The sequence below is a fragment of the Myroides sp. C4067 genome, assembly GCF_038039665.1.
In the GTDB taxonomy this organism is placed as follows: Bacteria; Bacteroidota; Bacteroidia; order Flavobacteriales; family Flavobacteriaceae; genus Flavobacterium; species Flavobacterium odoratimimum.
This window is the reverse complement of record NZ_JBBPHJ010000004.1, coordinates 224758-251476: the sequence shown is the minus strand read 5'-3', so window position 1 is coordinate 251476 and position 26719 is coordinate 224758. Positions and strand designations below refer to the sequence as shown.

Genomic DNA, 26719 nt, shown 5'->3' with positions numbered 1-26719 from the left:
GCAAACTTACTTCCTTACATTATATTATGAAACATGCACTTGCTGGGGTGCATACGTTTTAATGTTAGTGTGTTATAATAATATAAAAAGCCTGAGCATTTCGCCAGGCTTTTTATACTTAATTATAGTCTTCTAATGAGATGTCCAGTGATAATCAAAATTTACTTTATAATACTTTACTGAATCTTCTTTATAAAGCATTAAATATAAATTTTCATATTTGAATTCTTTTTTATATATTAAATTAATATATAAAATTCCTTTTTTTGGAGGTGCCCCATACTTTTCTTTATATTTATCTTCATATATTTTGGCATATTTTTCTTCAATATCGTTATTAAACTTATTTAAAGATATTACTTTATGATTTTTTGGAATATCATCTATAACAACTTCTTTGATTAAGTCAAAATAGAAATTATCGGAGTTATTTTTATATTGCCACTTTTTTTTAGATTTATTGAAAGAAAACCACTCAGTAGTATTGTTTAGTAATTCTTTATTAGTATCTAAAATAATAACCTCTTTTACTGTTGTTTTTTGACTATATACAGGTTTTAAAGTGCTTAATATTAACAATATATATATTATATAGTGTTTATTTACAATTGATTTTGTTTTTATCATTTCTATATTCTTTTAAGTTGTCTTTTAATTCTTTTTTCTTTTTAGAAGATAGATTATTGTAATCAGTAGTGCCTTCTAATCCACCTCAAGCAATAGCTTCATAATATTTGTTGTCATATGAACTATCATATTGTTTAAGGGTTTTTACCATTAAATCAACATATGAATTAGCCATTAAATTATGTTGAGCTTCTTCTTTATTGTATCTTGAATAATAATCGAAAAGATCTGGGTAATTTTTGGTTGTTAATTCTCTTCCTACAGAATCAATCCATCTCATTAGTGTAGCATGAATTAATTCATGTAACATTGTACCAGCTACTTCAAGGGGATAATCTATATGATTTTTATTAATTGTAATTTCATAATTATAAAAGCCTAATGGATCTGTCTGACCATGTACAATTGTATTACTTTTTGAATCAATAGATTCTAATTTCCATGTTAAATCTGGGGCTTTTAATTGATTATCAAAAGCATTAAGATACCTTTTAGCCATATCTACCCCTCCTAGTTTGTTATAAATAGCCATTATGCAGCTGTTGTCAGCAAATGTTTTATCAATGATTATTTTATATTCTGGGGCAGGTGATGTTACTACTGCCATACCAGTACCTCCTCCTCCATTTGAACTCCCTCCTCCAGGTCTACTCCAACTATCTAACTCGTACATCGCATCAAGGTCTAAATAGCTACCTGAACCACCAGAATTCCCGTTATTTCCTTTTATAGTCCAATGAGGTCCTTCATCTTCTCTAATATTACCTGTTACTAATTTATCATTATTCCTTACTGATTTCTTATTATTTAATTCTTTATCATTACGATTGTAGATATAAATTTCTTGAGTATATACTACTGTTTTATCATTATATTTCATAACAATATCTTCTGTAGTTAGTTCTTGTGGTTTATCAGTGGATAAAAAGTAGTACTCTTCTCCTTCTTTGTTATACCCAATTAATAAGTTGAATTCGTTTTCATTTTTTGTGTTATACGTTTTTAACGAAATTCCTTTTTTATTATCCCCATAAGTAAATACTTTAGGATTATCCCAGTCTACATTTTTGAATTTTTTGTAGTTAGGAATTAGCTTATACTCTTCATTAAATTCAGTTTTAATTTTCTGAATAGAATTTTGTGATTTTTGATCAAGGTTATTAGAACTAACTTGATCATCATTTGAACAAGAAAACAATAGTAAACTTGTTGTTAAAAACAAAATAGTTTTTTCATTTTAATTTAGAATTAGTTTATGTTTTTAATTTATCAATAACGAATGTATATAAAAACAATTGTTAATTAAAATTGAGGTTATTATAAAAATTAACATTTAACATTTGTGAGGTTTTTAGTGTCAAATCTTATGTTTGCCGAGCCCTTATGGTTTTTTAGAGTAGATGTTAAATGTTAGTAATTATAATAAAGATGTATCACAGCTATTGGACTATGATACATTTTGTGGATTACTTCACTTCTTTATTGAAATAACACAGATAGTAGTACATCTGTTTTATATATCTTGGTAATCAGTTTAAGAATTTGTAAGTATTAGCTAGTGTAAGAATCAATTGTTGAGTATCAGAAGTTGGTTAAATAGTTAGTAGATTACTAATGTTTAAATTAAATAAAAAAATATGAGTATAATTGCTGTGCACAGAGTTAACCTTAATAGAGAAAACGATGACAATTCACAAAGAGTAGAATGTGATAATTATAAGGACTTTGAACAATTTGAGTTTGTAAGTAATGATGGGAATCGAGATAAACTAGAGAGGTTTGTTGTCGGAAATAAAATATGTTATAAGAAAAAAGAGATTTTTGAAATTACAAGTGTTTTATCTCAAATCGGAATAGTTGATTGTCATATAGATATTGAATGCGAATTGTTAAAATAAAAAAGCCCCCTTAATTGGGGCTTTTTTGTTCTTTTGCTTTATTCCAATATTGATCTAATTCTTGAAGAGTTACATCTTCAAAACCACCTTTTTCTTTATTAACTAATTCTTCTACTATATTAAATCGAGAAATAAACTTACTGTTAGATCTAGCCAATGCCTTTTCAGGGTCAATCCCCTTATGACGAGCATAATTAACTAGTGTGAACAAGATATCTCCAAATTCTTCTTCCATTAGGTCTTGATTATCGGCCTTCACTTCTACCTTAAACTCTTCTATCTCTTCCTCTACTTTTTGCCAAACATCACTAGCTTCGTCCCAATCAAACCCTACTCCACTTGCTTTTTCTTGAATGCGATAAGCTTTTATTAAAGCTGGTAAACCTTTAGGCACACCCGCTAAGACTGATCTGTTTCCCTCTTTTAATTTTAGTTTTTCCCAATTTACCAATACATCCTTTTCAGAATCTACTTTTACATCACCATAAATATGAGGATGTCTAAAAATAAGTTTATCTGAGATACTATCAGCAACATCTTTAATATCAAACAAAGACTGTTCACTACCTATCTTAGCATAAAAAACAATATGCATTAATAAATCCCCCAGTTCTTTTTTCATTTCATCCGTATCCCCTTCTGTAATAGCATCTACTAATTCGTACATTTCTTCTACAGTAAGGTTTTTTAAGCTATCGAATGTTTGTTTTTTATCCCATGGACATTTTACTCTAAGCTCGTCTAGTATAGTTAGTAAGCGATCTATAGCCTCTAATTGCTCTTGTCTTGTATGCATCTTGATTCTTTTGGTCTAAAATAAAAAAAAGCCCGCTTTTTACAAAACGGGCTTTCTACATATAATTCTTATAAATTATTTTGCTTCAGTTTCTGTTGCAGCTGCACTAAAAGCTTCTGCAATTAATCCTCTTCTTTGAATGATATTATACCAATTCAATACTTTTTTGATATCAGAAACATATACTCTTTCTTCATCAAATTCTGGTAATACTTCTCTGAAGTAAGCCACTAATGTAGGATTGTCTTCTTTGTGAGAAATAGCTTCACCATTGTTTTCTTTTGCAGCAATGTTTCTGAAAACTTCAAATAACTTTACTTCTTCATTGTAAGTATAGATAGAAATTTCTGATAGTAAACTAACGTTATTTCTTAATCCTACTGTACTTTTTTTCCCATCAGCCAATGATTCAGCGATAAATCCTGTACGAGTTTGTACTAGTAACTCATATAAACCTGGTTTTCCCGAAATAGCTAAAACTTTTTCTAAACTCATTTTTGTCTAAATTTTACTTTAAGAGTCGCAAATATCTTAAATTGTTATTAATAATCAAGTTATTTATCTACCTTTTTTCTTAGTTAATTTCATTTTATAATCTGTAAATATTTTTCCTTCAAGGATATTATTTAACTTTTTAGAAATTAACTTCTTTTTTAAGATAGATATTTTATCTGTAAACAGCACACCTTCAATGTGATCGTACTCATGTTGAATAACTCGTGCCGCAAGACCATCAAATTCTTCTACATGTTTAACGAAGTTTTCGTCAAAATATTCTATTTGTATCTTAGATTTTCTTTTAACTGGTTCGTGAACATCTGGAATACTCAAACATCCTTCATTAAAAGACCACTCTTCTCCTTCTTCTTTTAAAATCTTAGCATTTATAAATGTTCTTTTAAAAGTAGTCAAAAAAGCAATCTCTTCTTCAGTATTCCCATCCATTTCAGCAAAAGGAGCTGTATCTACAACGAATAATCTAATAGGTAATCCTACCTGAGGTGCTGCTAATCCTACTCCATGTGCTCCATACATTGTATCGTACATATTAGCTATTAGCTCTTGTAAGTTTGGATAGTCTTTAGTGATATCTTCCCCTACTTTACGTAGAACAGCATCACCATACCCAACTATTGATAATATCATGTCTTCTTATTTTATTCTAAAGGTGCAAAAATACTCAAAAATAAATGAATAAATAATACTACAAATTATTTTTGATGTCTTATTTGTTTTATCTTGCTTGATAAAAAGTACTATTCTCTAATTAAAGCCAAAGATTAAGTAACCTATGCTAGGAAAAGCTAGAAAATTCACAGATAATACGCATCTTGCAGATTCGTTAAAAATCACTATATCAGCTGTTGTCCCTTTTTTAATACTAATGCCCTATGAAGCTTTTGATTGGGCTTTTGCTGCGGCTATTGGTGCCATGTTAACAGCTCCTGTTGATATTCCTAGTAATAAAAAAGATAAAATAATAGGGCTTTTAGTAGGTGCATTTACTGTACCAGCTGTTACTTTCACCCTATCCATCACTGATGGCAACTGGTATTTCTACCCGATATTTGTCTTTATATTCTTCTCTTTAAGCATGATATCTGTATACGGTCATCGTGCAAATATGCTTTCATTTACAGGACTATTAGCGGCTAGTTTAGGGTTAGCACATAGTTATGAAGGGCATGCCTTATTTATGCACTGTTTAATGCTTCTATTAGGAGGATTACTTTACTTATTGGTATCTGTTACTTTTAATCTCCTTAGACCTAAGCGATATGCTGTATTACAGACATCTGAGTGTATGGAGCTTACAGCAGATTATCTAAAACACAGAGGACAACTGTGGGATAAGAATGCTAATGTAGAAAAGATCACAGAAGAACAATTAAATATACAAGTAAGCCTCAATGAGGTACATGAAAACCTGAGAGAATATTTAGTTCGAAATAAAGCTAATACAGGCAACTCTTCTAATAACCGTAGATTGCTAGTAGCCTTCTCTACTCTAGTAGAAATACTAGAAGTAGCTGTGTCTACTTCTTTTGAACACAGCAAACTACATGAGTTATTTAGCAAAAGACCTGAAATTATAGAATGTTATCAGAAATTAGCTTATCACTTTGCGGAGACAATTGACGATATTGCCTACTCTATAAACTTAGGGACTAAGTATAGATCTAAATATGACCTATCTAAAGAATTAGCAGAGATTCAGGCCATGCTTAACGATTTTGTTAAGAATGGAGAGTCTACTAATATGGTAGAAGCTGTAGTCATGTTCTCGAATGTTATCCATTATGCGGAAAATCAGGTAAACAAAATTCATGATTTAGAAAAAGCTCTAACAGAGAAAGCATTTAGTGCAGATGTAGAAGAGCGCTTTAAGGATTTAGAAAAATTCTTAACTCCTGTGCATTATCGTTTAGAAACTCTAAAAGAGAACTTAAACTTTACCTCTACCATATTTAGACATGCTCTAAGACTTACCTTGACCATATTAGCAGGACTTATCGTTAGTAAAATATCAGGTGTATTAAACGGGTATTGGATATTACTAACTATCGTTGTTATTATGCGTCCTGGTTTTGGATTGACTAAGCAGCGATCTTTTGAGCGTGTAATAGGTACTGTTATTGGAGGTTTAGTGGCTATAGGATTGTTATATATTATTCCTAGTGCCACAGTCATTGCTTATATTACAGTACTAACCATGATTATAGGGTATTGGTTCTCTCACACAGACTATAAAGTTGGAGTTACCTTTATCACGATGTATGTAGTACTGATATATGGGTTACTTACACCTGATTTTATGGATGTTATGATCTATAGAGTTATTGATACTATCATAGGAGCGTTATTAGCCTTCGGAGCGAACTATCTACTATGGCCTTCATGGGAATTCTTAAACTTAAATACACATCTAAAAAAATCGATAGAAGCGAATAAAGAGTACGTAAAGGAAATTACACTTTACTACAATGAAAAAGGAGAAGTAACCCTACCTTATAAATTAGCTAGAAAATATGCTTTTATTGAGATAGGTAACCTTATGGCTTCTTTTCAACGTATGATCCAAGAGCCTAAGTCTAAACAGAAGTATAGAACAGAACTCTATGAGTTAGCTGTACTTAATCATACCTTCCTTTCGACAGCTGCTTCTATAGGAATATACGTACAGTCACATACAACTACCAAAGCTTCTGAAGCATTTAATGTAGTTATGGACTACACAATAGGTAATTTAAAACAAACTATCGCTCTATTAGAAGATTATAATAATGGTGAGATAACCATCATAGAACGCAGTGAGAACTTTAATCTCAGTATGTCATATCTAAAAGGTATCCGTGAATACGAATTAAAGAAAACTTACTCTGATGATAAACAAATACAGAGCCTGATGGAAGAGTCTGTATTGGTTATTGAGCAACTGATGTGGTTATCCTCACTTTCAGAAAAGATATTCAAGATTACAGCTAGCATTGCAGCATTAAAGAAACAAGAAGAATCTGAAGTATCTATGCTAAGTTCACTTAGAAAGAAGATTATACCATAAAAACAAAGGGGGATGTTATGTACATCCCCTTTTGCTTTATTAGTATCTAGTTCTACTCTTCACTACTATCTACATAATTTTTCATCTCTATACTATATTCAAGATTATTTAGTTTGTTTAGAATGGTACTACTTTTCTTATCGATAAGCCTTCCTCCTTCTTCGATGGTTAACTCTTTTAAATTTTGAAGCTTCTCAAATGGTTTTAATGATTCAATATCTCCCATAGCTGATAAATAAACAGCCTTTAAAGTACTTACCTCTGCAATAGACGTTATCACATTATTTATCTTTTTGCAAGCACTCAACTCTATATCTTCTAAGTGCGTAAGTGTACTTAACCAATTAACATCTATCAGCGTAGGTATTTTTACCAAATAAAGTGCTTTTAAGGCACTTAAGTTGACTAAACTACTCCATTTACACTCTTTACTTTTTTCTATTGATAAAGATTCTATTACAGTGTTTACGGGAAAAACAAAGCCTTCCTTATCAAAGTTTTCTATAAAGACTGTTCTTAAAGTAGGATGTACAAACAAATTCTCAAATAGCTTAGAATAGGGAGTAAACAATTCCTCCAAAGTTGTAAACTTCAACCAATCTAATGGTTCTTTCCCTTTATACTGACAACCTTTAATCTCTAAGCGCTTTAAGTTTACAAACTGATATAGCCAATTCTTATCAATATTGATATCTTTTAAGTGAAGAATCTGTATCGTTTTAAACAAAGGAGCAAAGGATTCGTCTAATAATATTTCTAAGCCGCTTTCTTGTCCTGATATAATTAAATTAGTTATTCGTTCTTCTTGACTAAAGATTATGAGAGATTGAGCAGAATCTCCTTTTTCTACTATAATGAATCTTTCTTTACGTCCAGGGGTTGTTGTACCTATATACATCTTTATTACACTCTTTTATATTATTTCAAAGATCATACTATTCTCATTTCGTAAATATCCCCATTTACAGCGAATATTCGTACAGTATATATAGCTTACCTTTGCTTCATAAACGATCAAAAAATAGAAATTAAAGATGAAAAAAATCGGTCTTAGCTTATTACTATTCATAACTGTACAAATAAGCAGCTGGGCACAAGAAGGAACTGTACAAGTAGAAGTGAAACAAAATGGTGCTATCGTTCCTATGCAGGATGGAGTTGTCACACTTAAAAGCAATGAGTTTGTATTCGAAGTTACTTCAAATAATGTAGATGGTTTTCTAATAGGAGCTACTTTTGATAACGATATCTATCGCTCTGCTATAGGCGAAGCTGATTTAGAAGTAGAATGGTTTAACAGCACTGCTATCGCAGATGAAGTTTTTAATCCTAATAAAGAACTGATTATTTCGGATGAAGTACCTACTTATTGGTATTATACGAACGCTAAAGACCATCGATTTGATAAAAATCCAAAAGGAAATGCAGAACACTGGGTTGGAAATAGAACAATAAAAGTACTTAATAATTTGTCTAGCTATGAGACAATTCCCTTAACGAAATTTAAAGATTCTGTATATGTGTATTTTTACTCTCCTATTTACGACGAGGACTATAATCTAACAGAAGTTATTATTCTATATACAGCAGAATTAAGATTTAATTAAAAAAGAAAATCGCTTATTACTTTAAAAGCCAATGATAGAAGACTATTATTGGCTTTTTATTTTAAAGACCTACAGCGTTTTTACTAGACTCAGTTCTATGTAAGAGATAAGTTCTACAAACTATACCCTCTTTTCTCCTATCTATTTTTTTACTACCTTTGCCTACAGTAAAGGCTTTGACTCAATGGCTATTATTGAGAATATTCTTCTATTCAAAGTCTGGTACATCTCACCAAAAAGAAAGCACAAATCACAGCTTTCAAAATTCAATTTTCAAAATTTTAACAAGTTTTTTAACATTGTAAATTCACTACAAACCGAGTATTCATGCGGTCTCCGTTGTGGTTTGTTCGGAAGGTGTTCGGAAAACACCCCCTTTTTCCGAACACTTTGCAAAGAACTTCCGAACAACGTCCAAACAACCTTCCCAAAAGCTTTGCTATCACTGGCTTTGTCGCGTGCTGTAAATCACTAAAAAACGCCTAAATGTTAATATTTTTAACAGCTGTGATTTGTCCTGTTTTTAGATTTAATAGTGGTTAAACTATTCTCATTGTGAGATATCTGCTTAAAAAAAGAGCATCTCTTTATAAATATAAAGAAATGCTCTTTTTTACATATTATATTAGATAATATAAATAAACTTAATAAGATTGAAATCATTTATTCTTCTTTCCAATTTTTGATAACTTCTTCAATCTCTTCACGTGTCTTTCCACTTTTTTCTTGAAGCTTTCCAACAACTTCGTCAAATTTTCCTTCAGCGAAAACCTTATCATCATCGAACCATTGTCCATATTTTTGTTTAACAGCTCCTTTAATACGTTTCCATTTTCCTTCTAATTCTAAATTATTCATAATTAGTGATTTATTAAATTAATACTCTATTTTTTTTCAACTGTTTTACTCTGTTTACCAAATAACTACACTTTGTTAAGTACAATTACTTTTTAATTCATACTAATAGTTAATCTGATATACAGTCTTCGATATCCTTAACCTCTTTCATGAATTTTTTCTTCACTACTACTGCTAATACAACTACTCCTATAGCCGCACAGCAAAAGATTTTTCCTAATTGATACATTTTTTCTTTTTCCATAATTTTGTTTTTAAGATTAGTAAATTATATTCTAGTCTCTTGTTTATTATTCTATGATATCTAAACTAGAGCTCACTTTTAGGTCCCTTTATAACTCGTGATATAAGCATTAGTAAGACAAGTATTAACAAGATATGTACTGCCCAACCGAGCACTTGTCCAAAAGCAAAAAAACCTACTGCCCATCCTATTAAAAGAATTACGATAATTAACCAAAATACATTTCTCATATGTTAAGTTTTAAGATTAGTTTTTACTGCTTGATAGATTTGTTGATTAGTATTACTTTTGGTAGTCTTGACGCTTGATCTAAATGTTTTATTCTTTAATCCCTATATTAAAGTAATACCTATGTATTTTTATATTTTATACATATAAAAAAGCTATTTATAACTAAATAAATACAAATAGTGTACTACTATAATATTTTTATCAATAATAAAGAGAATAATCTTCTTTTCAATAGCGCGGTATATAGTGTCAGTACTAAAGCTAGCATAAAAACCATAGGCACCTTGCTAATGTTTTATAAAAACTCTTTAATAATTAAAATATCGAGGAATAAATGAGTAAAAAAATCTCAATTTGAGTAATTTCTACTCAAAAAAACCAAAATAAAAGGTAAATCGAGATCTGTAATCACTATCTATTTGTGTGATTATAAAAGCTAGTAAATATTTTATAGTAATTTCTATCAATATTAATATAGAAAGTTACATATAGAATAATTAATTTATTCTACTTATAGAATCAAAAAAAATAAGTAACATACTTTCAAATGTCTTTCTTATACAAGAAGAACAGATAATATTGCAAATACAAAAAACAAACATTGTTGATTTAAAAAAAATAGCCTGTAAATCCCAAATAATACGTAGAAAAATGAGTATTAAATACACGGTATGTATAAAAAGTAAACATTTATTCTACATATTTTATATTATGCTTGCCTACTATATTTGTTAAAAGAAATAATTTAAAAAAACACAAACAACTCATTTATAGTTATTTATATAAATTATTTTATTAATTGTAATACTATTACTTACAATTAACTTATTATATGATACATAAATGAATATTTTTCAATACATCAAGACATTCATTCATATAAATTAACAATATTATTATATTATATTTTTTTATTTCTTAAAAAATAAAATAATAACAAACAACCTTAATCCCTTGTAGCTCCTGTTATTCAAAGGTTTTTTAACAGTTGATATCACCTCCTACTCTATTTTGTTCTATTTTATTTTTCAAGCATGGATATTGAACTAACTAAAAGTAACTGTGACATTTATGACAGCTAGTATCACAGTAATATTAACTTTTAAACAAAAAATTATGAACCACCACAATTCTAGAAACAGAGGGTCACAAAGTAGTCGACAATCTGATTTTTATCAAATGGCAGAAGAAATTTATCAATTAGGTTATGAACATGGTTATGACGATGGAGCTGATGATCAAGCTTATGATGATGATATTGAGCAAGAAGAAATTGAACAATTCTTCGATGAAGATGATTTCTACGATCAGGACTCGTCTTATGACAACAACTTCAATGAAGATGATCACCCGAGAGATTCACAAGGGCGATTTATTCCAAAAGGACAAGGAAGAAGATCAAATAACTCAACATATAGCAACAGGTCTTCTAATTCTCAATCATATGGTAACAGATCTCAAAATTCAAGAGGACAAGGTCAATCGTCAAGGAGATCAAACTCTAATCATAACAACCAAAGAAGTTATTATAATAGTGCAGATAACAGAACTGGTTCAAATTCATCTAGAAGAACTAACAATGGAAGTTCACGTCGCGGTTTTGCAGCAATGAGCAAAGCAAAAAGAACTGAAATTGCAAGAATGGGGGGACGTGCATCACATGGTGGTGGACGCTCTAACAGTAGTTCAAGGGGAGCATATTCTTCTAGATAGTAATTTAGATAGAAGGAGAGTTTCTCTCCTTCTTCTTTAAAACCTAAAACACATGAAAAAATCAAATAATATTTCGAAGGGAGCATCTGAGTTTAAAGATCTTTTTATCCACTTATTAAAAGGTATCTATAATACAGAACATGGCATTTTAGATTCCTTACCTACTATGATAGAAAAGGCTACAACCCATGAGTTAAAAGATACACTAAAAGATCATGAGATTGTCACGCAAAGACAAATCATTCGATTAGAAAAAATTTTTAGAACTCTTGGAATTACAAGCGAAAAAGAATCTTGCCTAGTGATGAAGACCTTTGACGAAGTAACTCAGAAAATAGTAAAAATAACAAAAGACGGAAGTATGGTAAGAGATGCTGGACTCATTGTTATTTCTCAACAAATAGAACATTATGAAATAGCGACTTATGGCGGACTAATCCAATTTGCCCTTGCTATTGAGGAATATGATATTGCTGATTTATTAGAACAAACTTTAGATGAGGAAGAACAGGCTGATTGTGAATTGACTCATATAGGAGAATGCCACATCAATATAGAAGCCAGTGATCAGAATGTAGAAGATGAAGATGTAAAAGAATCTACAAGTAAATCTAGTTCAGCGAATCAAACCAAAAAGAGTAGCCAGCCAAAGGATAAAGTAAAATAGATTTACTCAATTCAATATTCTTTTCTAAAAATTGCTAGAACTAGAAAATGAAGTGGCTTACCTAGGTCATATCTCCATAGTATAAAATCTTTCATAATAACCCGAAAGTAAGCCACTTTCATTAAAAAAACAATCATGTATATCACTCTAAATTATAAATTCTTTCTTTTGCTATTCACTATAATTATCTTAATTACTGTGTTCTTTACTTCTTGTAGAAGAGATCCAAATCATTACAGATCAACTTATAGGTCTAAAACAAATGAAGTTGTAGATACAAACTCATCTCCTATTCAAGATCATAAAAATAGTAAAGCTTATAATGATTCTTTGGCAAAACACTTTAGTACGCTTGTAAAAACACAGTTTTATTATACAGAAGCTGCAAAAGAGAAAAGCAGAGATAAAAGAATAGTTGACTTTGCTAATACTATAATAATTGAATATCAAAACATTTTAAAAGAAATGAGTATCCTTGTTCAATCTACAACCCAAGATAGTATTATCAACCTGAGTGACAAGAGACTTGTTCTTCATAAACTAGAAAACAGCTATTCAAAGGACTATGAGTCCCTTTTCTTAGAAGAAACTATCAAACTACAATTCAGTATCAGAGAAGTCTTATGGCAAATTAAAAATAATACTCTTAATACTGACCTACAAGTATTCTATGAGAAAATAATACAAGAAACTGAAATACGTATAGATGAAGCAACCAATCTATTAGATAATGTATAACCAATATTTAAATTATGAAAACATACATAAAAATGATTTTTTTAGCATTAATAATAGCCCTCGCCGCTATCGCATGTAAAGAAAGACCTACAGCTAAAGACCCAGAAAAAATGGCTAAAGATCAAAATAAAGCTAATCTTGACCATACTAACTATTCTCAAGATAACTATCATCGAGAGGATTCCAAACAAGGTATAAATCAAAACAATCACAATGATAAAAAATATGCTGATTTAATAGTTGACGTGATAAGTGATCAACTATATGAAATAGAGTTAGCAAAAACTGGAAAAACTAGAGCAAATAGTCTTAGAGTACGTGAATTCGCAACAGAGCTTGAGAAGCATCATACTAAAAGATTGCAACAATTAAATGCTTTGGCAGGGCAATTCAATTATGCTATTCCAAGAAATTTATCCGATTCACAATGGAAAGATATTCAGGATATAGAATCAACAAATAGTAAAAAATTTGACAAAAAATGGATCGATGAAGTGATTTCTGCTCATAACAAGGCAGTAGATATTTTAATTAAAGGAATTGATAAAACAGATCATATCAATATTAAAAACGAACTGAACAATACGCTACAAGAAGTAAGATCTCATCTTGAATCTGCCAATTACATTAAAAATAATATTATAAATAAATAGCTGTAATACATATATTATGCTTTTTTACTTTTTTTTTACCGCCATATACTCTATGGCGGTTTTTATAATAACATTATTCTGTATTTAACCCTTTACTATATTTTTTTCTAAACTCAGCGGGGTTATGGTTTGTAGCTTTTTGAAAATTTCTAAAAAAATTAGAATAATCTGTAAATCCACATTTATGTGCTATATTATTAATTGATAAATTAGAATAAATCAATAATTGCTTAGCGTACTTTATGCGTTGCTCTAAATAAAAAGAATAGAATGTTTGATTATACATTAGTTTAAACCCTTTCTGAAATACATTTTTATTAATCTGAAATTGCTCAATTAATTCATCAATAGTATAAATACGATCATATTCTTTATTACAGAGAATAGCATGTATTTGTTGTATTTTTTGTTTATCACTGAATTTAATCTCTCGAATTTTAGTGTAATCAGGGGTGTTCTCTTCTATTTTTTCTGTTTCAAAGATTGGATTAACAATAGCAAAGCTCATCCAAATCTCTCTAGACTGCCCCATATAATGGAAACCACAATAACCTTTTATCGATTCTCCTTTAATTAATAGTTCTAATGAAAAAGAAGTTCTTTTGGTTGGGGTTTGAAGAAAAATCAGAAAATTCTTAAGCCATTTTTCCTGATCTTGTTCAGAGACTAAGTCTAAAAGGTAATTATCTATAAAATCTATTTTATCTAAGATATTGTCTTTAGCTTTAATTAACGACATATCTAATATCCTACCTTCAGGGCTAATTTTAATAATACAAGATGTAATATACTCATAACCAAGAGTCGGCTGAAGAGTAATGAAATACTTAAACTTATTTTCATACTCTTCTGCTAAAATATTAAATACTGTTTCTGCATTTGAAAAACAGTCATTTTCAATACTAGAACTAAGGCGTTTAGTATAATTCCCTTTAGCTAAATCATCTAGAGCTTCTAAAAAGGCTTGAAATCTTTCTTTATTGATTTTTATAGACATCTAATTTTAATTTAAGGTAAGTGTTACAATAATCTCATCAGCATTTATCTTTACCTAACAACAATTAATTTTAGATACTTACAAGAATTAAATACACTTTAAATAAGACATAGGCTCTAATAAAATGTTTTTACTACTTTTAAAAAAGAGATAATAACGATAATTTAACCATCAACAGAAGGTTATTTGTACTTTATTAAAATCAATCGTTTATAAGGTTGTTGTTCAAATTTAAATATTACTAAAATAGTATCAAAGTATATTTATATTTTTTGACATTACAACAATATACATTAAAATCAATCTAATTTATACTAAAAAATTAACCCCCACTTAAAAGCAGGGGTTACTTATTTAAAATAATTTTACATTTTTTTGTTTCTAACCTATAAAGTTATACGACCACCAGTAGCCGCAATAATAGCTCCTGAAATATAAGAGGCTTGATCACTTGCTAAAAAAACATATATAGGAGCGATTTCACAAGGTTGCCCAGGTCTCCCCATAGGAGTATTCTTTCCAAAACTATCAACATCAGAAATAGTTGTTGGAATTAATGGAGTCCATATAGGTCCAGGAGCCACAGCATTGACTCTTATTTCCTTTCCTTGTTCCAAAAACATTTTACTCATACTAGCTGTTATATTTTGAATAGCAGCTTTGGTAGAAGCATAGGCTAAAAGACTGGGATTAGGATTATATACATTGACTGATGTTGTATTGATAATACTACCTCCTTTTGGAATAAATTTAAGACTATACTTTATCATAAAAAATAATGCATCTAAATTAGTCTGATATGTTTGCTTCCAATCCTCTATAGTAATTTCTTCAAAAGTTTTATGCTCCCTTTGAAAAGCGGCATTATTAATTAGTACATCTATTTTACCAAATTTCTTGACAGTATCTTCAACAACCTTTTTACAATTTTCGGCTTTCTGAAGATCTAATTCAAAAGCTATTCCCTCTGCTTTTGCATGTTTGATCCAATTTAAAGTATCTTGTGCATCTTCTCTTTCTAATGAGGACAAATACACTATTGCAACATTAGCTCCTTCTCTAGCAAAAGCTATAGCAGTAGCTTTACCTATACCAGAATCTCCACCTGTAATAAGTACTGTCTTATCTTTAAACAATCCTTTCCCTTTATAAGAAAATTCTCCATGATTAGGTCTGTTTTTCATATCTAATTCATTTCCTGGAGGAATTTGTTTGGTTTCTGAATATTCCATAATTTAATTTTTAAGGTTAATACAACCTATTAAAAGACAAAATCTATGCTAATTACCAAATCAGATAGAACAACAAGCTATAAGACTTACTTATGTCAAGAAGTAAATATTCAAAGAAAGTAAACACGAGTAAAAAACACACATATTGTAGATTAATTACACAATTATTCCCTTTAACTAAAAAATCATCTTCTAATTAAGCTTACTTTTTCTGAATATTAAAAAAGATTATTTACATAAAAATAAAACACAACTATTTGTTATTATGCAACTTAATAATTAAATATTATGTTATATAGTTGATTTTATTATTACGGTAGTAGTTATATTTTATTTTAAGATTAAAATATAAGCTATGTAATAATACACAAAATACAATGTTATTTTATTTTAAGCATAGCTTTTGCTTTCTAACTATTGAAGAATAAAATGATAAAATACTAGCTGTCACTAATTTTTTATTAATTAAAAAACTTCAATATTATGAATAACCGTAATAATAGCTCTAGAGCTTACAATAGATCAAGAACAAGAGATAATTTTAATTCATCAAAAGATCGATCAAACCAATACTCTAATCGTTTTGATAGTTATGGAGATAACAATTATTTTGGCGATAACCGTTATGATAACTCTCAATACGATATGAGTGGACACAATTACAATAATAATCAAGATTATTATAATGATGAGTATCAAAGTGGTAATAATCGAGACAATTACTATAATGATAACTACAACCATAATAATAATTACATGGATAGTTATGATCAAAATTTAGAATACCCTAGAGATGACTATAATATGGATTCAGATGGATACCATGAACATTACCCAGGTTATAATGAACAAAGTCATTATGGCTATGACGAAGATTCTTTTGATACAAGAAATCATTCACAAAATAGAAATATGGGGCGCTCTTTTAATAATAGACAATCTCAAGATTATCGACAACAGAGAGATTATCGACGTCCGCAAATATGGATGGATAATGATGAACAATACTCTTCAGATAGATTAAACAATACTGATTACTACGGAATGAATTCTTCTAGAAACAATTCTAATCATAATCAACAACGTAGATCTAGACGTCACTATGGTTTTGGTAATAGAAATAATTACTAAAAAAATCATAAAGTGTTATTTTTCTAAGTATGCAGTAAAGGATGAAATATTCCTTTACTGTTTTTTTTTATACTACTCAACAGATTTTCACTTTAAGGATGAGATTTAATTAAATGTATAGATATTATAATTAGACACTTACATATAAAACAACCTATTATTTATACCTACTTATCACTCCCTTCTTCCCTAGGTCTTTACATAAATTTAATATGAGATAATCTCCTAACATGATATTTGTCACTTAATTACTCAGAATATTTGAAGAATTTCCCTCCCTTATAAAATATAACAAACAAACCAAAATGAAATTAAAACCAATACATTCATTTCACATTCCAGTGATGGGATTGGCCTATACGATTGATAGTCCAGTGAGAGTGGCTCAGTATGGTTTCTCCTCTACTATCTCTGTGATGGATGATGAATTAATAGAACGTATGAACAAGTTCTATTGTGAAAAATTCGAACTGCCTTATCAAGAGATAACGAAGAAGATAGAGGACTTTAGAGCCAAGCGTATTACAGCTTATCTAAATACATTAGATACCATCGTAAAAGGAAAATTCGAAAACCTAAAAGCTTCTTTCTTAGAAAGCAAAAAAGAGGTTGAGGATTATATCGATATGTTGCCATCTGTATCAGAGATCAGAAAGAATCTACAGCAGCACTTAGATGATAAGCTATCTATAGACCATCTGAAGGGAGTTCTGGAGCACTACCTTACTCCTGGAGATATAGATGTCAATATCATGACTAAAGTAGATAGAGAGAACTTCAATAAAAAAGAAGCCTTACCAGTAGAGTACAATGATGCACATGCTGCCCTAAGAGGCTTTGTGAATAGTACTTTAAACTCATCCGTAGTCTTATCTGCAGGTATGAATCCAAGATTGTTTAGCTATTTTGAGGAGTTTGACGCTTTTTATCCAGCTGTTGACAGTACTTTACAGAAGAAAATCATCTTAAAAGTAAGTGACTTTAGATCTGCCTTAATACAGGGGAATTTCCTAGCCAAAAAGGGGTTATGGGTATCTGAGTATCGCATAGAGTCTGGACTTAACTGTGGTGGGCATGCCTTCGCTACAGATGGTTATCTAATGGGAGTAATATTAGAAGAGTTTAAAGCTAGAAAAGCAGAATTAATAAATTCTACCCATGACTTACTAGTCAAAGCTCTAGAACAGAAGAATAGATTTGTTCCTTCTACTCCTCTTGATTTAAAGGTTACAGCTCAGGGCGGCGTAGGTACAGCGGCAGAACATCAGTTCTTGCTAGAGCATTATGAGGTAGACTCTGTAGGCTGGGGCTCACCCTTCTTATTAGTACCTGAGGCTACTTCTGTAGATCAGACCACTAGAGAATTATTAGCTAAGGCAAAAGAAGAAGATTTATACTTGAGTAATATCTCTCCTTTAGGTGTGCCGTTTAATAGTATTAAAGGAACTTCTAACGACTTCTTTAAGTCAGAGAGAATCAATAAGAACAAAGCAGGTAGTTCTTGTCCTAGAAAGTACCTAGCCTTGAATAAAAATTATTCGAATGAAGGACTGTGTACTGCTTCTAGAAAGTATCAAACTATCGAAATAGAAAAGCTAGAACAGGGTAAGGATAATATTAGCCAAGAAGAATACAATAAGAAGTATCAACAGATAACAGAAAAAGCATGTCTATGTATAGGCTTAGCCAATGCGTCTTATATGGAGCTTAACTTGCCTATCAAAGGAGAAGCACAAGGAGTAGCTATCTGCCCTGGGCCTAATATTGCTTACTTTACAAAAGAAGTATCTCTTAAGAAAATGGTCAATCATATCTATGGACGAGATAATGTAATCGATACGAAGGAACGCCCTCATTTCTTTATTAAAGAATTAAGGATGTATCTAGATCATTATAGACAAGAAAAATTAGCTTTAGAATTAGAACAATCAGCGCCAAAACTGAAAAAGCTAATGAAGACAAAAGAGAACTTACTAGAGGGAATCACGTACTATAAAAACCTCTTTAAAGAAGATAATACTTACTTTATACAAGAGCGAGAAAATATACTTAAAGATTTACTTCAAGTAGAAAAAGAGCTCCTAAACTAAACAAGAAGAAATCCAGCTGTCAGCAGACAAGCTGGATTTTCTTTTTTACTCATATCTACAATTGTAATTTTTATCACTTAGACTAAATAAAAAAAGCACCCAATCAATACATGATTAGGTGCTCAAAATAGACAAACGAAATGTATCTTTTACGCTAGTTTTGTCTAAGGTCTTTATAACTAGTGGGGACTTTGGATGCTTACTCATCTCATCAATACATAAAAAGAGTAAAACAAAAAAGGATAGTTTTTTAGTAATAAAGACAATCCAAAAATAGTATGTTTTACTAGAAAATTAACTATCCTTTTTAATAGTTATAGCGCTAAATTACGGCTATTTTTGAAATATACACTATTAAAAAAGTCTTCTAACAGACAAATCAATGCCTTGTATATCAATACTGTGAACCAAACAAATAGATGACACTATACTTTTTTAACATTTCACTACACAGATTTAAGAAAGTACTGCACTGATATTTTAGTTAATTTTACATCTTGATCAGCAGAGAGGTTCTCTAAAAAACAGGTCTAATTAAACATTTATTATCACTCTATATTAACATATAATGTAGAGCATTATAAACCTTATATGATTTCATTACCGTTATTTAATCAATTTCCTTTTTTTGCAACAGATACTCCTAAATATATTATTATCGGACTGTACTATGGGATATCATTTCTCTCTCTAGTTATACTTCTTGCACTTTATATTATTTTCAAGTATAAGAAACTTAGCTTTAGTTTTTTCTTACAATTAAGTATATTCTCTAGTTTCTTAGTCAAGGACATTATTTACTTTTATCTACCTGATCACCACGCTACTATCGGTTATTTATTAGCCTGGAACATTGGTACATCACTAGTGCTCTTAATACTTCTGCCCTACCCTTTTTTAAGATTTAAACACAAACAACAATTCTATAAAACAGGGATAGTTGTACTGTTTGCTTTAGTGGCGATAGAGTTGTTATCCAATTTATTTATCGTTCCTAGTCATGGGAATAGTTTCATTCACCCTATAACGACGATACTAACGATACTAGCATTGTACTTATTCTTCATTCTGAATCATACGTACAATTATAAAAATTATATTTCTTTCTTAATAATATGTATTACCGCTAGTACCATTATTCTCGCTCCTTCTATTAATGATACGCTTTACGAGTTATTCATCGTATGGCCTACATTGCGTTTAATAGGAATTCCTATTCTTATTTGTTCTAGTTGTATTACCCTATTAGAAGTAAAGAAAATACATGAGCGAAACTCTATCTATAAACGATATTTATACCAGTATATGTATATGGTAAAAGACTACCATAAACAGTTAGAATATGAGAAAAGCCTTAATGCAGATAAAACGACAAAAGTAGAGCAAGAAAAAACAACCATACAAGATCAACCTCTATATCAATTAAAGAATAAATACAATCTTACAGAACGTGAGTTGGAGGTTCTAAGTCTACTCTGGGAAGGGGCTACGAATAAAGAGATAGCTGATGAGTTATTTATCTCTATTAATACCTGTAAATATCACATTAGTAAAATCTATTTTAAACTAAACATTAATTCTAGAGCACAGATTTATGCTTTTAAGGATAAGCTAGAATAGCTGTCATACTCTAATTGTATTCAACTATTTTTTAGTTTTAAAAAGGTCTTTTCTTCTTATCAGAGCATTCTTTATAAAGTCAATGATATTTTCTGAGAATTTTGATGATATAAATAGTCCTTAACCCTCTAAACAAGACTAAACAACGGAGTATCTCTATTTTTTTATAACTTTTAAAAGAAGTTATAATTAGATATATCAAAGAATTTAAGAGTTTAGTTCTTGTTCGATAAGGATTAAAAGTATTTAACACTTTATAATCACTAAGCGATTAAAAAATATCACATATTTTAAATAAGAAGATAAATACCAAAAACTATTAAATTATTACTAAAAGAGTAATTATATTTGCCTAACGAATTTACTTTTTATAATGAAAAATTTATTTAATAATACTGAAGTAGCTTTTGCTCTTAAAAATAATAAAGAATTAAAAAGAGCACATTTTTTATTTAAAATGATCAGCAAACCAACTTTAGTAAAACTTGGTTCTTCCCTTGCAAATTTTGCAATTAAAACTCATTTGCCTGTTACTGGTTTAATCCGTTCTACTGTATTCGATCACTTCTGTGGCGGTATTAGTGAAGATGACTGCTTAACTGTAGTAGATAATATGTACGCTAAAGGTGGTGTGGCATCAGTTTTAGATTATTCTGTAGAAGGTAAAGAAACTGAAAAGCAATTCGACGCTGCTCTAAACATGACGATTAAAACAATCGAGTATGCTAAACAACGTCCAGACTCTATTCCTTTTGCTGTATTTAAACCTACTGGATTTGGTAGATTTGATATGTTTGTAAAAAAAGGAGAGAAAGTAGCTTTCACTGCTGAAGAAGAAAAAGAATGGGAACGTATCGTTTACCGTTTTAACATGGCTTGTAAGTTTGCTTATGACCATGGTGTACTTTTATTAATCGATGCTGAACACAGCTGGATGCAAGATGCTGCTGATGATATCGTACTAGACATGATGAGAAAGTATAACAAAGAGAAAGCATTAATCTATAATACTGCTCAAATGTATCGTTGGGATAGATTACAGTATTTAAAAGATCTACACGCTATCGCTAAGGCAGAAGGATTCCATGTAGGTATGAAGGTAGTACGTGGTGCTTATATGGAGGTAGAACGCGAAAGAGCTACAGAGAGAGGATATAAATCTCCTATCTGTGTAGACAAAGCTGCTACTGATGTAAACTATGATGCTGGAGTTACTTATATGTTAGAGAACATTGACTCTATGGCTATCTTCGCTGGTACTCATAACGAGAAAAGTTCTTACTTAATCATGGACTTAATGGAAAAACACAATATCTCTCATACAGACCGTAGATTATACTTCGGACAGCTGTACGGAATGAGTGATAATATTAGCTTTAACTTAGCGAAAGAGAAGTTTAATGTAGCTAAATACTTACCATTCGGACCTGTACGTGATGTAATTCCTTACTTAATCAGACGTGCAGAAGAAAACACTTCTGTTGCTGGTCAAACAAATAGAGAGTTAGATCTTATCGAAACTGAACTAAAAAGAAGAAAACTGTAATTAATTACAGTTTTAGAAATACAATTACCTGCCTAGGGTAATTCATTATAAAAAACGGAAGCCTTATCAGCTTCCGTTTTTTTATGATATTGATTAAAATCCTGCTTCTTCAAAAAGCTTACTCTAATTTCTTCTCTCTTCACGATACTAAGTACACATAACAGTAGAGCCGGCTATAATACTAATATATAAAGTAGAATTGCTTTTGTAGTATCTGGGTTAATATTCATACATACCCTCTATTAATCACCTAGTACTAATAAGTTTGTTTCCATATCTGTATCTTTAGGAACTAGTAGTGAAACGTTGTATTGGTTCTGGACATACTTTAAATGGTCAATATTTAAATAATTGCCAATTAATTCAGCGCATTCTTCTGCACTTCTCTTTCCGCAGAGTATACCAAAAAATTGAACCTCTGTTTCTATTTCAAGAGATAATTGTTCATCAAAATCATCATCTGCATAAATGTCAATAGTAGCAGACACCTTCACTATTATTTTGTCATTAACTTTTCTAAAGTTGATTTTTGCATTATACACTCCTGTATGTTCATAAACATAAAAAAGAGCTCTAGGCTTCCCCTCTTCTTCTTGATAATCTTCCCATTCTATATCATATCCTGCAATATCTTGCCATTGGTTCAGTTCATTAGGGTTAACAAATAATAATAGCTCTGAATTAAAATACAGGCCCCTTCTATTTAATCTACCCTTAGTGTCTTCAGCCTTTATTTGTAATCCGAAGACTAACTGTTTTATTGAACTATCCATAAAAGCATCTAAATAAGCATACTTTACTTCAAACTCTTGGTTTTTTATTTTAAACATATCAAAACAAACTTAGTTAATTACATTCTTTACTTAAAAGATGGAATATACTGCTACGCGAAGTCTCCTGACTTCCTGTTATTAGATAATATTACCTTATATACAGTCCTGCATAAGAGAAAAGTACTATAGGCTGAAAAAATTCCTAATTCCTAATTCCTAATTCCTAATTCTTACTAAATCTTCCAATCAATTGATTTGATTCCTTTAGACTCCAAGTAAGCATTGGTTTGAGAAAAGGGTTTACTACCATAAAATCCTCTGTAAACAGATAAAGGAGAAGGGTGTACTGTCTCTATTACAAAATGTTTAGAACGATCAATATTCTTTCCTTTCTTTTGAGCATAACTGCCCCATAAAATAAATACAATATTCTCTCTGTGCTCACTTAATTGTTCTATTACAGCATCTGTGAATTTCTCCCAACCTAACTTCTGATGAGAACCTGCTTTCTTCTCCTGTACAGTTAATGTTGCATTTAATAAGAATACACCTTGTTCTGCCCATTTGGTCAGATCTCCATTAATATTCTTAATGCCTAAATCACCTTCTAGTTCTTTATAGATATTTTGTAAGCTAGGTGGTAACTTTACTCCTTTACTTACGCTAAAAGAAAGACCATTTGCCTGAAATGCCCCATGATAAGGGTCTTGACCAATGATGACTACCTTCACATCGTCAAAATCTACTAGCTCAAATGCTTTATAAACCTCCTCTTTAGGAGGATAGACCATAGTAGTTTCATATAAACAATTAATATTCTCTAGTAGTGTTTTAAAATATGGAGATGCCATTTCAGTTGCTAAATGCTTATTCCAACCTTTTGCTTTTAGTTTCATTCTTTTTTTCTTCAAATATAAGCTTTCAACTAAAATATTAAACAAGATTTAGAGTGAAATACTAAAAGAAAAGAGTAGCTAATCACTATTATTTGTCTACTCTTTTCTTTTAGTATCTCTCATTGATTATATCTCAGATATACCTTTCATCTGTGGTAAAAAAGCGCCTCGAATACAGAAGAGTTCTTTTATATCGTCTATTTTTACCTGGATATTTTCAAATGCAGGATTATCACTGATCAATAACAGTGTATTATCATCTACTTTTCTTTTAAATCTGTAAATAACAATCCCTTTTCCTTTAAGTACAAATAGATAAACATGCCATAACTGTAAGTCCTCTACACTAATATGCTTAGTAATCACATAAGAAGTCATTTTAATAGTTGGATACATATTATCTACAGATACTTGAAAAGCTGTATCTACTTCCTCTACCGTTGGAAAAACATAACTTGGAGCTGTAGCTAATGTCTTCTCTGGATCCAAAAAATATTCAAAGTGGTGATCAATAGAAATCATTTTTACTTTTCTCTTGTGATAACTACTGTTGTATACAGCTGTAGAATCTGAGAAGAATAATTCATTTAAATCAATTTTGTGTTCTTTACACAACGCTATTAAGCCTTCATACTGTAAGCTATCTCTCTTTTTCCATGAAGAGATAGTATTAGGTTTAACATCAAGAATATCTGCTAACTGTAAATCTGTTTTAATCCCTAGCATTCTCTTTAGTTTCTTAATTACTCCTGTTGCATTTTGCATAGCTTTAATTTTTTAGTGTTTGTTTTAATTTTTTTTACTTTTCTCATGTGATTAAGGCACTTTATAAGCCATAAATGATAATAATCAAATATTTTAATGAGTGGCTATTTGTACACTAATTCTAGTATAGTAGCATAAACTGCCCTATTATTTATCTACTCCAAAACCTCGTTATAAGGCTTACCTAAGGCTATTATTGATTTTTAAACAAAGAATTAAATCTTTAGCTTATTACTACTTATATAGTACAAATTACAAAATATAAATACTAATAAATCATAATATTCAAACAATACAAAGTATTAGGTGTGTAATAATTCGCAATAATGTACCTATAAAGACCTTTTACAATAATATTGCCAACATTTCTTAATTTTTAAGAGACTACATTTTGTCAACTATTCACAATAAAGCATTGATTACAAAGCTGATTGACACATTTAAACATCACAAAACGTAAAGCCATTTAAAAAATAATACTGAACAATTGTATATTTTTTAGGATCAAAACCCTTTTTGGCTTCTTTTTTGTAATAGTCATTCTATAAAGAATAAGGGTTTTGGATTAAAGAGAGTTCTTGTTAAACTTTTAGATTAAATAGAATAATGACAACTCAACGAAAAAGTAGAAAACAAAATCAAGTTAAATAGATTGAAAATTGCGACTATAAAGAGGAGGAGTAATTAGCTTTCTAATCATTTTCTAATGTTGTTTTAATCTCTCTCTAATGGAACTCAAAGTTCTCTATAAGTCCTAAACAATAATTTTGACCTTAAAATAAAAAACAATGTTTAAAAACACTTTATTAACCATTCTATCTACTTTTGTACTAAGTACTTATGCACAAGATAACTCAGTTAAAGCACTGACATTATCTAAAGAAGAAGCTGAAGCACTTTTCTTAGAGCAGAACTTAGAACTTATTGCAAAGAATTTAGAAATCTCACAAGCAGAAGCACAATTGTTACAAGCAAAATTATGGCCTAACCCTACTTTTGAAGTTTCTGAAATCAACTTCTGGAAGACTACAGATATAGAAGAACAACCTAAGCTTATAGGTAACTGGGGTGAAGCACAACAATATGCTTTTAGAGTAGAACAATTGATTCAAACAGGCGGTAAACGTAGAAAGACAATTGACCTTCAGAAATTAACTATAGAAGAGAAACAACAGGAGTTCGAAAGTATTATTCGTGAGCTTAAGTTAGAACTAAGAGGTAATCTATCTAACTTACAAATACTTCAAGAGCAACAAAAGATATACGAAAAACAAATAGAAAGTACTAAGTCCCTAATTAGTGCATACAAGAACCAATTAGATCAAGGGAATATAAGTCAAGCACAATACATCCGCTTAAAAGCAGCTGAACTTCAGTTTAAAAAAGAATTGGTTAATATCAATAAAGAACTTGAAGAAGCTATAAAAGACTTTAAAAACTTTATCAATATTGGGAATAGCACCCTGGTCGTTATTACTGATAAACTAGTAGCTCCTGAGAAAGAGGTATCTGAATTAGAATTAGAAAATTGGATTATCACTGCTCAGGAACAACGTCCAGATGCCTTAAAAAGCAAAACTCTAGAAAAGCAATCAGAAAAGCGATTAGAGATTGAGAAAGCACAGCGAGTTCCAGATATTACACTAGGAGTAGATTATGACAGAGGTGGTAATATTATGCGTGATTTTGTTGGTTTTGGGATTTCGTTTGACTTACCCATCTTTGATAGAAATAAAGGAGGTATTAAAGAAGCTAAAATAGATATAGAATTAGCAAAACTGGATACACAAAGCAAACTAAATGAGATTGCTAATGATATAGTGGAAGCTTTTAGAAATTATTATCATGCTGAACAGTTGTACAAAGATATAGATAGCGAATACGAAAGCCAACTAGATCAATTACTAGATGCATATCACAAGAATTTTCAAAAGAAAAATGTGAGCCTCATAGAATATTTAGACTTTGTAGAAGCTTATATAGAGAACAAAACAATTCTATTAGAAACAAGAAAAGATTTAAACGATCACTTTGAAAAACTACAATACGCTGTAGGAAAAGACTTATAAGAATTA

26 protein-coding genes are annotated in these 26719 nt (G+C 30.2%); 12 read left to right on the top strand and 14 right to left on the bottom strand.

Annotated elements, in window-relative coordinates:
- Positions 1-132 precede the first annotated feature (132 nt).
- Both AABL87_RS04620 and AABL87_RS04615 read right to left on the bottom strand, forming a co-directional pair.
- Complete coding sequence (locus AABL87_RS04620; RefSeq protein ID WP_006261206.1) at positions 133-627, bottom strand: hypothetical protein; 495 nt, start codon at positions 625-627, stop codon at positions 133-135.
- Positions 628-712: 85 nt separating this feature from the next.
- The gene (locus AABL87_RS04615) at positions 713-1825 is read right to left on the bottom strand and encodes a hypothetical protein (protein ID WP_341277022.1); all 1113 of its coding nucleotides are present in this window, start codon (positions 1823-1825) and stop codon (positions 713-715) included.
- A 439-nt stretch (positions 1826-2264) separates the two neighbouring features.
- Between AABL87_RS04615 and AABL87_RS04610 the strand changes: the two genes are divergently transcribed.
- The gene (locus tag AABL87_RS04610) at positions 2265-2525 is read left to right on the top strand and encodes a hypothetical protein (protein WP_006261204.1); all 261 of its coding nucleotides are present in this window, start codon (positions 2265-2267) and stop codon (positions 2523-2525) included.
- Between the two features lie 10 nt (positions 2526-2535).
- Here the strand turns inward: AABL87_RS04610 and mazG are convergent, their stop codons facing one another.
- The 3 genes from mazG to def form a co-directional block, all read right to left on the bottom strand.
- Positions 2536-3321, bottom strand: coding sequence for a nucleoside triphosphate pyrophosphohydrolase (gene mazG, locus AABL87_RS04605; protein WP_341277021.1), 786 nt, complete (start codon positions 3319-3321; stop codon positions 2536-2538).
- 75 nt (positions 3322-3396) lie between these two features.
- Positions 3397-3816, bottom strand: a complete 420-nt coding sequence (locus AABL87_RS04600) for a DUF5606 family protein (RefSeq protein ID WP_006258862.1) — start codon at positions 3814-3816, stop codon at positions 3397-3399.
- Positions 3817-3879: 63 nt separating this feature from the next.
- On the bottom strand, positions 3880-4467 hold the full coding sequence (gene def, locus AABL87_RS04595) for a peptide deformylase (protein WP_006258863.1): 588 nt from the start codon (positions 4465-4467) through the stop codon (positions 3880-3882).
- A gap of 145 nt (positions 4468-4612) precedes the next feature.
- Here def and AABL87_RS04590 point away from each other — a divergent pair, with 145 nt between their 5' ends.
- On the top strand, positions 4613-6883 hold the full coding sequence (locus AABL87_RS04590) for an FUSC family protein (RefSeq protein WP_006263588.1): 2271 nt from the start codon (positions 4613-4615) through the stop codon (positions 6881-6883).
- A 52-nt stretch (positions 6884-6935) separates the two neighbouring features.
- Here AABL87_RS04590 and AABL87_RS04585 read toward each other — a convergent pair whose 3' ends face one another.
- Positions 6936-7781, bottom strand: coding sequence for a hypothetical protein (locus tag AABL87_RS04585; protein ID WP_059050762.1), 846 nt, complete (start codon positions 7779-7781; stop codon positions 6936-6938).
- A 136-nt stretch (positions 7782-7917) separates the two neighbouring features.
- Here AABL87_RS04585 and AABL87_RS04580 point away from each other — a divergent pair, with 136 nt between their 5' ends.
- The gene (locus AABL87_RS04580) at positions 7918-8490 is read left to right on the top strand and encodes a hypothetical protein (RefSeq protein WP_006258866.1); all 573 of its coding nucleotides are present in this window, start codon (positions 7918-7920) and stop codon (positions 8488-8490) included.
- A 663-nt stretch (positions 8491-9153) separates the two neighbouring features.
- On the opposite strand, the gene AABL87_RS04575 is transcribed toward AABL87_RS04580, so the two are convergent.
- The 3 genes from AABL87_RS04575 to AABL87_RS04565 all read right to left on the bottom strand — a co-directional run bounded on the left by AABL87_RS04575 (position 9154) and on the right by AABL87_RS04565 (position 9822).
- Complete coding sequence (locus AABL87_RS04575; protein ID WP_006263581.1) at positions 9154-9348, bottom strand: CsbD family protein; 195 nt, start codon at positions 9346-9348, stop codon at positions 9154-9156.
- Positions 9349-9457: 109 nt separating this feature from the next.
- Positions 9458-9592, bottom strand: coding sequence for a hypothetical protein (locus AABL87_RS04570; RefSeq protein ID WP_006263580.1), 135 nt, complete (start codon positions 9590-9592; stop codon positions 9458-9460).
- Positions 9593-9657: 65 nt separating this feature from the next.
- Positions 9658-9822 (bottom strand): lmo0937 family membrane protein, encoded by a 165-nt coding sequence (locus AABL87_RS04565; RefSeq protein ID WP_006263579.1) that lies wholly within the window; start codon positions 9820-9822, stop codon positions 9658-9660.
- A 1072-nt stretch (positions 9823-10894) separates the two neighbouring features.
- On the opposite strand from AABL87_RS04565, the gene AABL87_RS04560 reads away from it, so the two are divergent.
- From AABL87_RS04560 to AABL87_RS04545, 4 genes are all read left to right on the top strand, one after another.
- On the top strand, positions 10895-11536 hold the full coding sequence (locus AABL87_RS04560) for a KGG domain-containing protein (RefSeq protein ID WP_006265291.1): 642 nt from the start codon (positions 10895-10897) through the stop codon (positions 11534-11536).
- A gap of 52 nt (positions 11537-11588) precedes the next feature.
- Positions 11589-12203: a YciE/YciF ferroxidase family protein gene (locus AABL87_RS04555; RefSeq protein ID WP_016649415.1), complete on the top strand. Its 615-nt coding sequence runs from the start codon at positions 11589-11591 to the stop codon at positions 12201-12203.
- A 168-nt stretch (positions 12204-12371) separates the two neighbouring features.
- On the top strand, positions 12372-12941 hold the full coding sequence (locus tag AABL87_RS04550) for a hypothetical protein (protein WP_232297395.1): 570 nt from the start codon (positions 12372-12374) through the stop codon (positions 12939-12941).
- 14 nt (positions 12942-12955) lie between these two features.
- Positions 12956-13594 carry a DUF4142 domain-containing protein gene (locus tag AABL87_RS04545; RefSeq protein ID WP_232297394.1) on the top strand — a complete coding sequence of 213 codons (639 nt, stop codon included), beginning with the start codon at positions 12956-12958 and terminating at the stop codon, positions 13592-13594.
- A gap of 73 nt (positions 13595-13667) precedes the next feature.
- Here AABL87_RS04545 and AABL87_RS04540 read toward each other — a convergent pair whose 3' ends face one another.
- Both AABL87_RS04540 and AABL87_RS04535 read right to left on the bottom strand, forming a co-directional pair.
- Positions 13668-14591: a helix-turn-helix domain-containing protein gene (locus AABL87_RS04540; protein WP_341277020.1), complete on the bottom strand. Its 924-nt coding sequence runs from the start codon at positions 14589-14591 to the stop codon at positions 13668-13670.
- Between the two features lie 386 nt (positions 14592-14977).
- Entirely contained in the window at positions 14978-15823 is an 846-nt protein-coding gene (locus AABL87_RS04535; protein ID WP_341277019.1) for an SDR family oxidoreductase, read from the bottom strand.
- 483 nt (positions 15824-16306) lie between these two features.
- Between AABL87_RS04535 and AABL87_RS04530 the strand changes: the two genes are divergently transcribed.
- From AABL87_RS04530 to AABL87_RS04515, 4 genes are all read left to right on the top strand, one after another.
- On the top strand, positions 16307-16954 hold the full coding sequence (locus AABL87_RS04530) for a hypothetical protein (RefSeq protein WP_341277018.1): 648 nt from the start codon (positions 16307-16309) through the stop codon (positions 16952-16954).
- 305 nt (positions 16955-17259) lie between these two features.
- A complete protein-coding gene (locus tag AABL87_RS04525) occupies positions 17260-19044 on the top strand; it encodes a hypothetical protein (protein ID WP_006263571.1) in 1785 nt (594 codons plus the stop codon).
- A gap of 591 nt (positions 19045-19635) precedes the next feature.
- Positions 19636-20664 carry a response regulator transcription factor gene (locus AABL87_RS04520; protein WP_006258868.1) on the top strand — a complete coding sequence of 343 codons (1029 nt, stop codon included), beginning with the start codon at positions 19636-19638 and terminating at the stop codon, positions 20662-20664.
- A 373-nt stretch (positions 20665-21037) separates the two neighbouring features.
- A complete protein-coding gene (locus AABL87_RS04515) occupies positions 21038-22210 on the top strand; it encodes a proline dehydrogenase family protein (protein ID WP_341277017.1) in 1173 nt (390 codons plus the stop codon).
- A 242-nt stretch (positions 22211-22452) separates the two neighbouring features.
- Here the strand turns inward: AABL87_RS04515 and AABL87_RS04510 are convergent, their stop codons facing one another.
- The 3 genes from AABL87_RS04510 to AABL87_RS04500 form a co-directional block, all read right to left on the bottom strand.
- Positions 22453-23040, bottom strand: coding sequence for a hypothetical protein (locus tag AABL87_RS04510; RefSeq protein ID WP_341277016.1), 588 nt, complete (start codon positions 23038-23040; stop codon positions 22453-22455).
- A gap of 176 nt (positions 23041-23216) precedes the next feature.
- Positions 23217-23879, bottom strand: coding sequence for a uracil-DNA glycosylase (ung, locus tag AABL87_RS04505; protein ID WP_341277015.1), 663 nt, complete (start codon positions 23877-23879; stop codon positions 23217-23219).
- A gap of 126 nt (positions 23880-24005) precedes the next feature.
- Positions 24006-24644, bottom strand: a complete 639-nt coding sequence (locus tag AABL87_RS04500; RefSeq protein WP_039329537.1) for a LexA family transcriptional regulator — start codon at positions 24642-24644, stop codon at positions 24006-24008.
- Between the two features lie 788 nt (positions 24645-25432).
- On the opposite strand from AABL87_RS04500, the gene AABL87_RS04495 reads away from it, so the two are divergent.
- The gene (locus tag AABL87_RS04495; RefSeq protein WP_341277014.1) at positions 25433-26713 is read left to right on the top strand and encodes a TolC family protein; all 1281 of its coding nucleotides are present in this window, start codon (positions 25433-25435) and stop codon (positions 26711-26713) included.
- Positions 26714-26719: the final 6 nt, after the last annotated feature.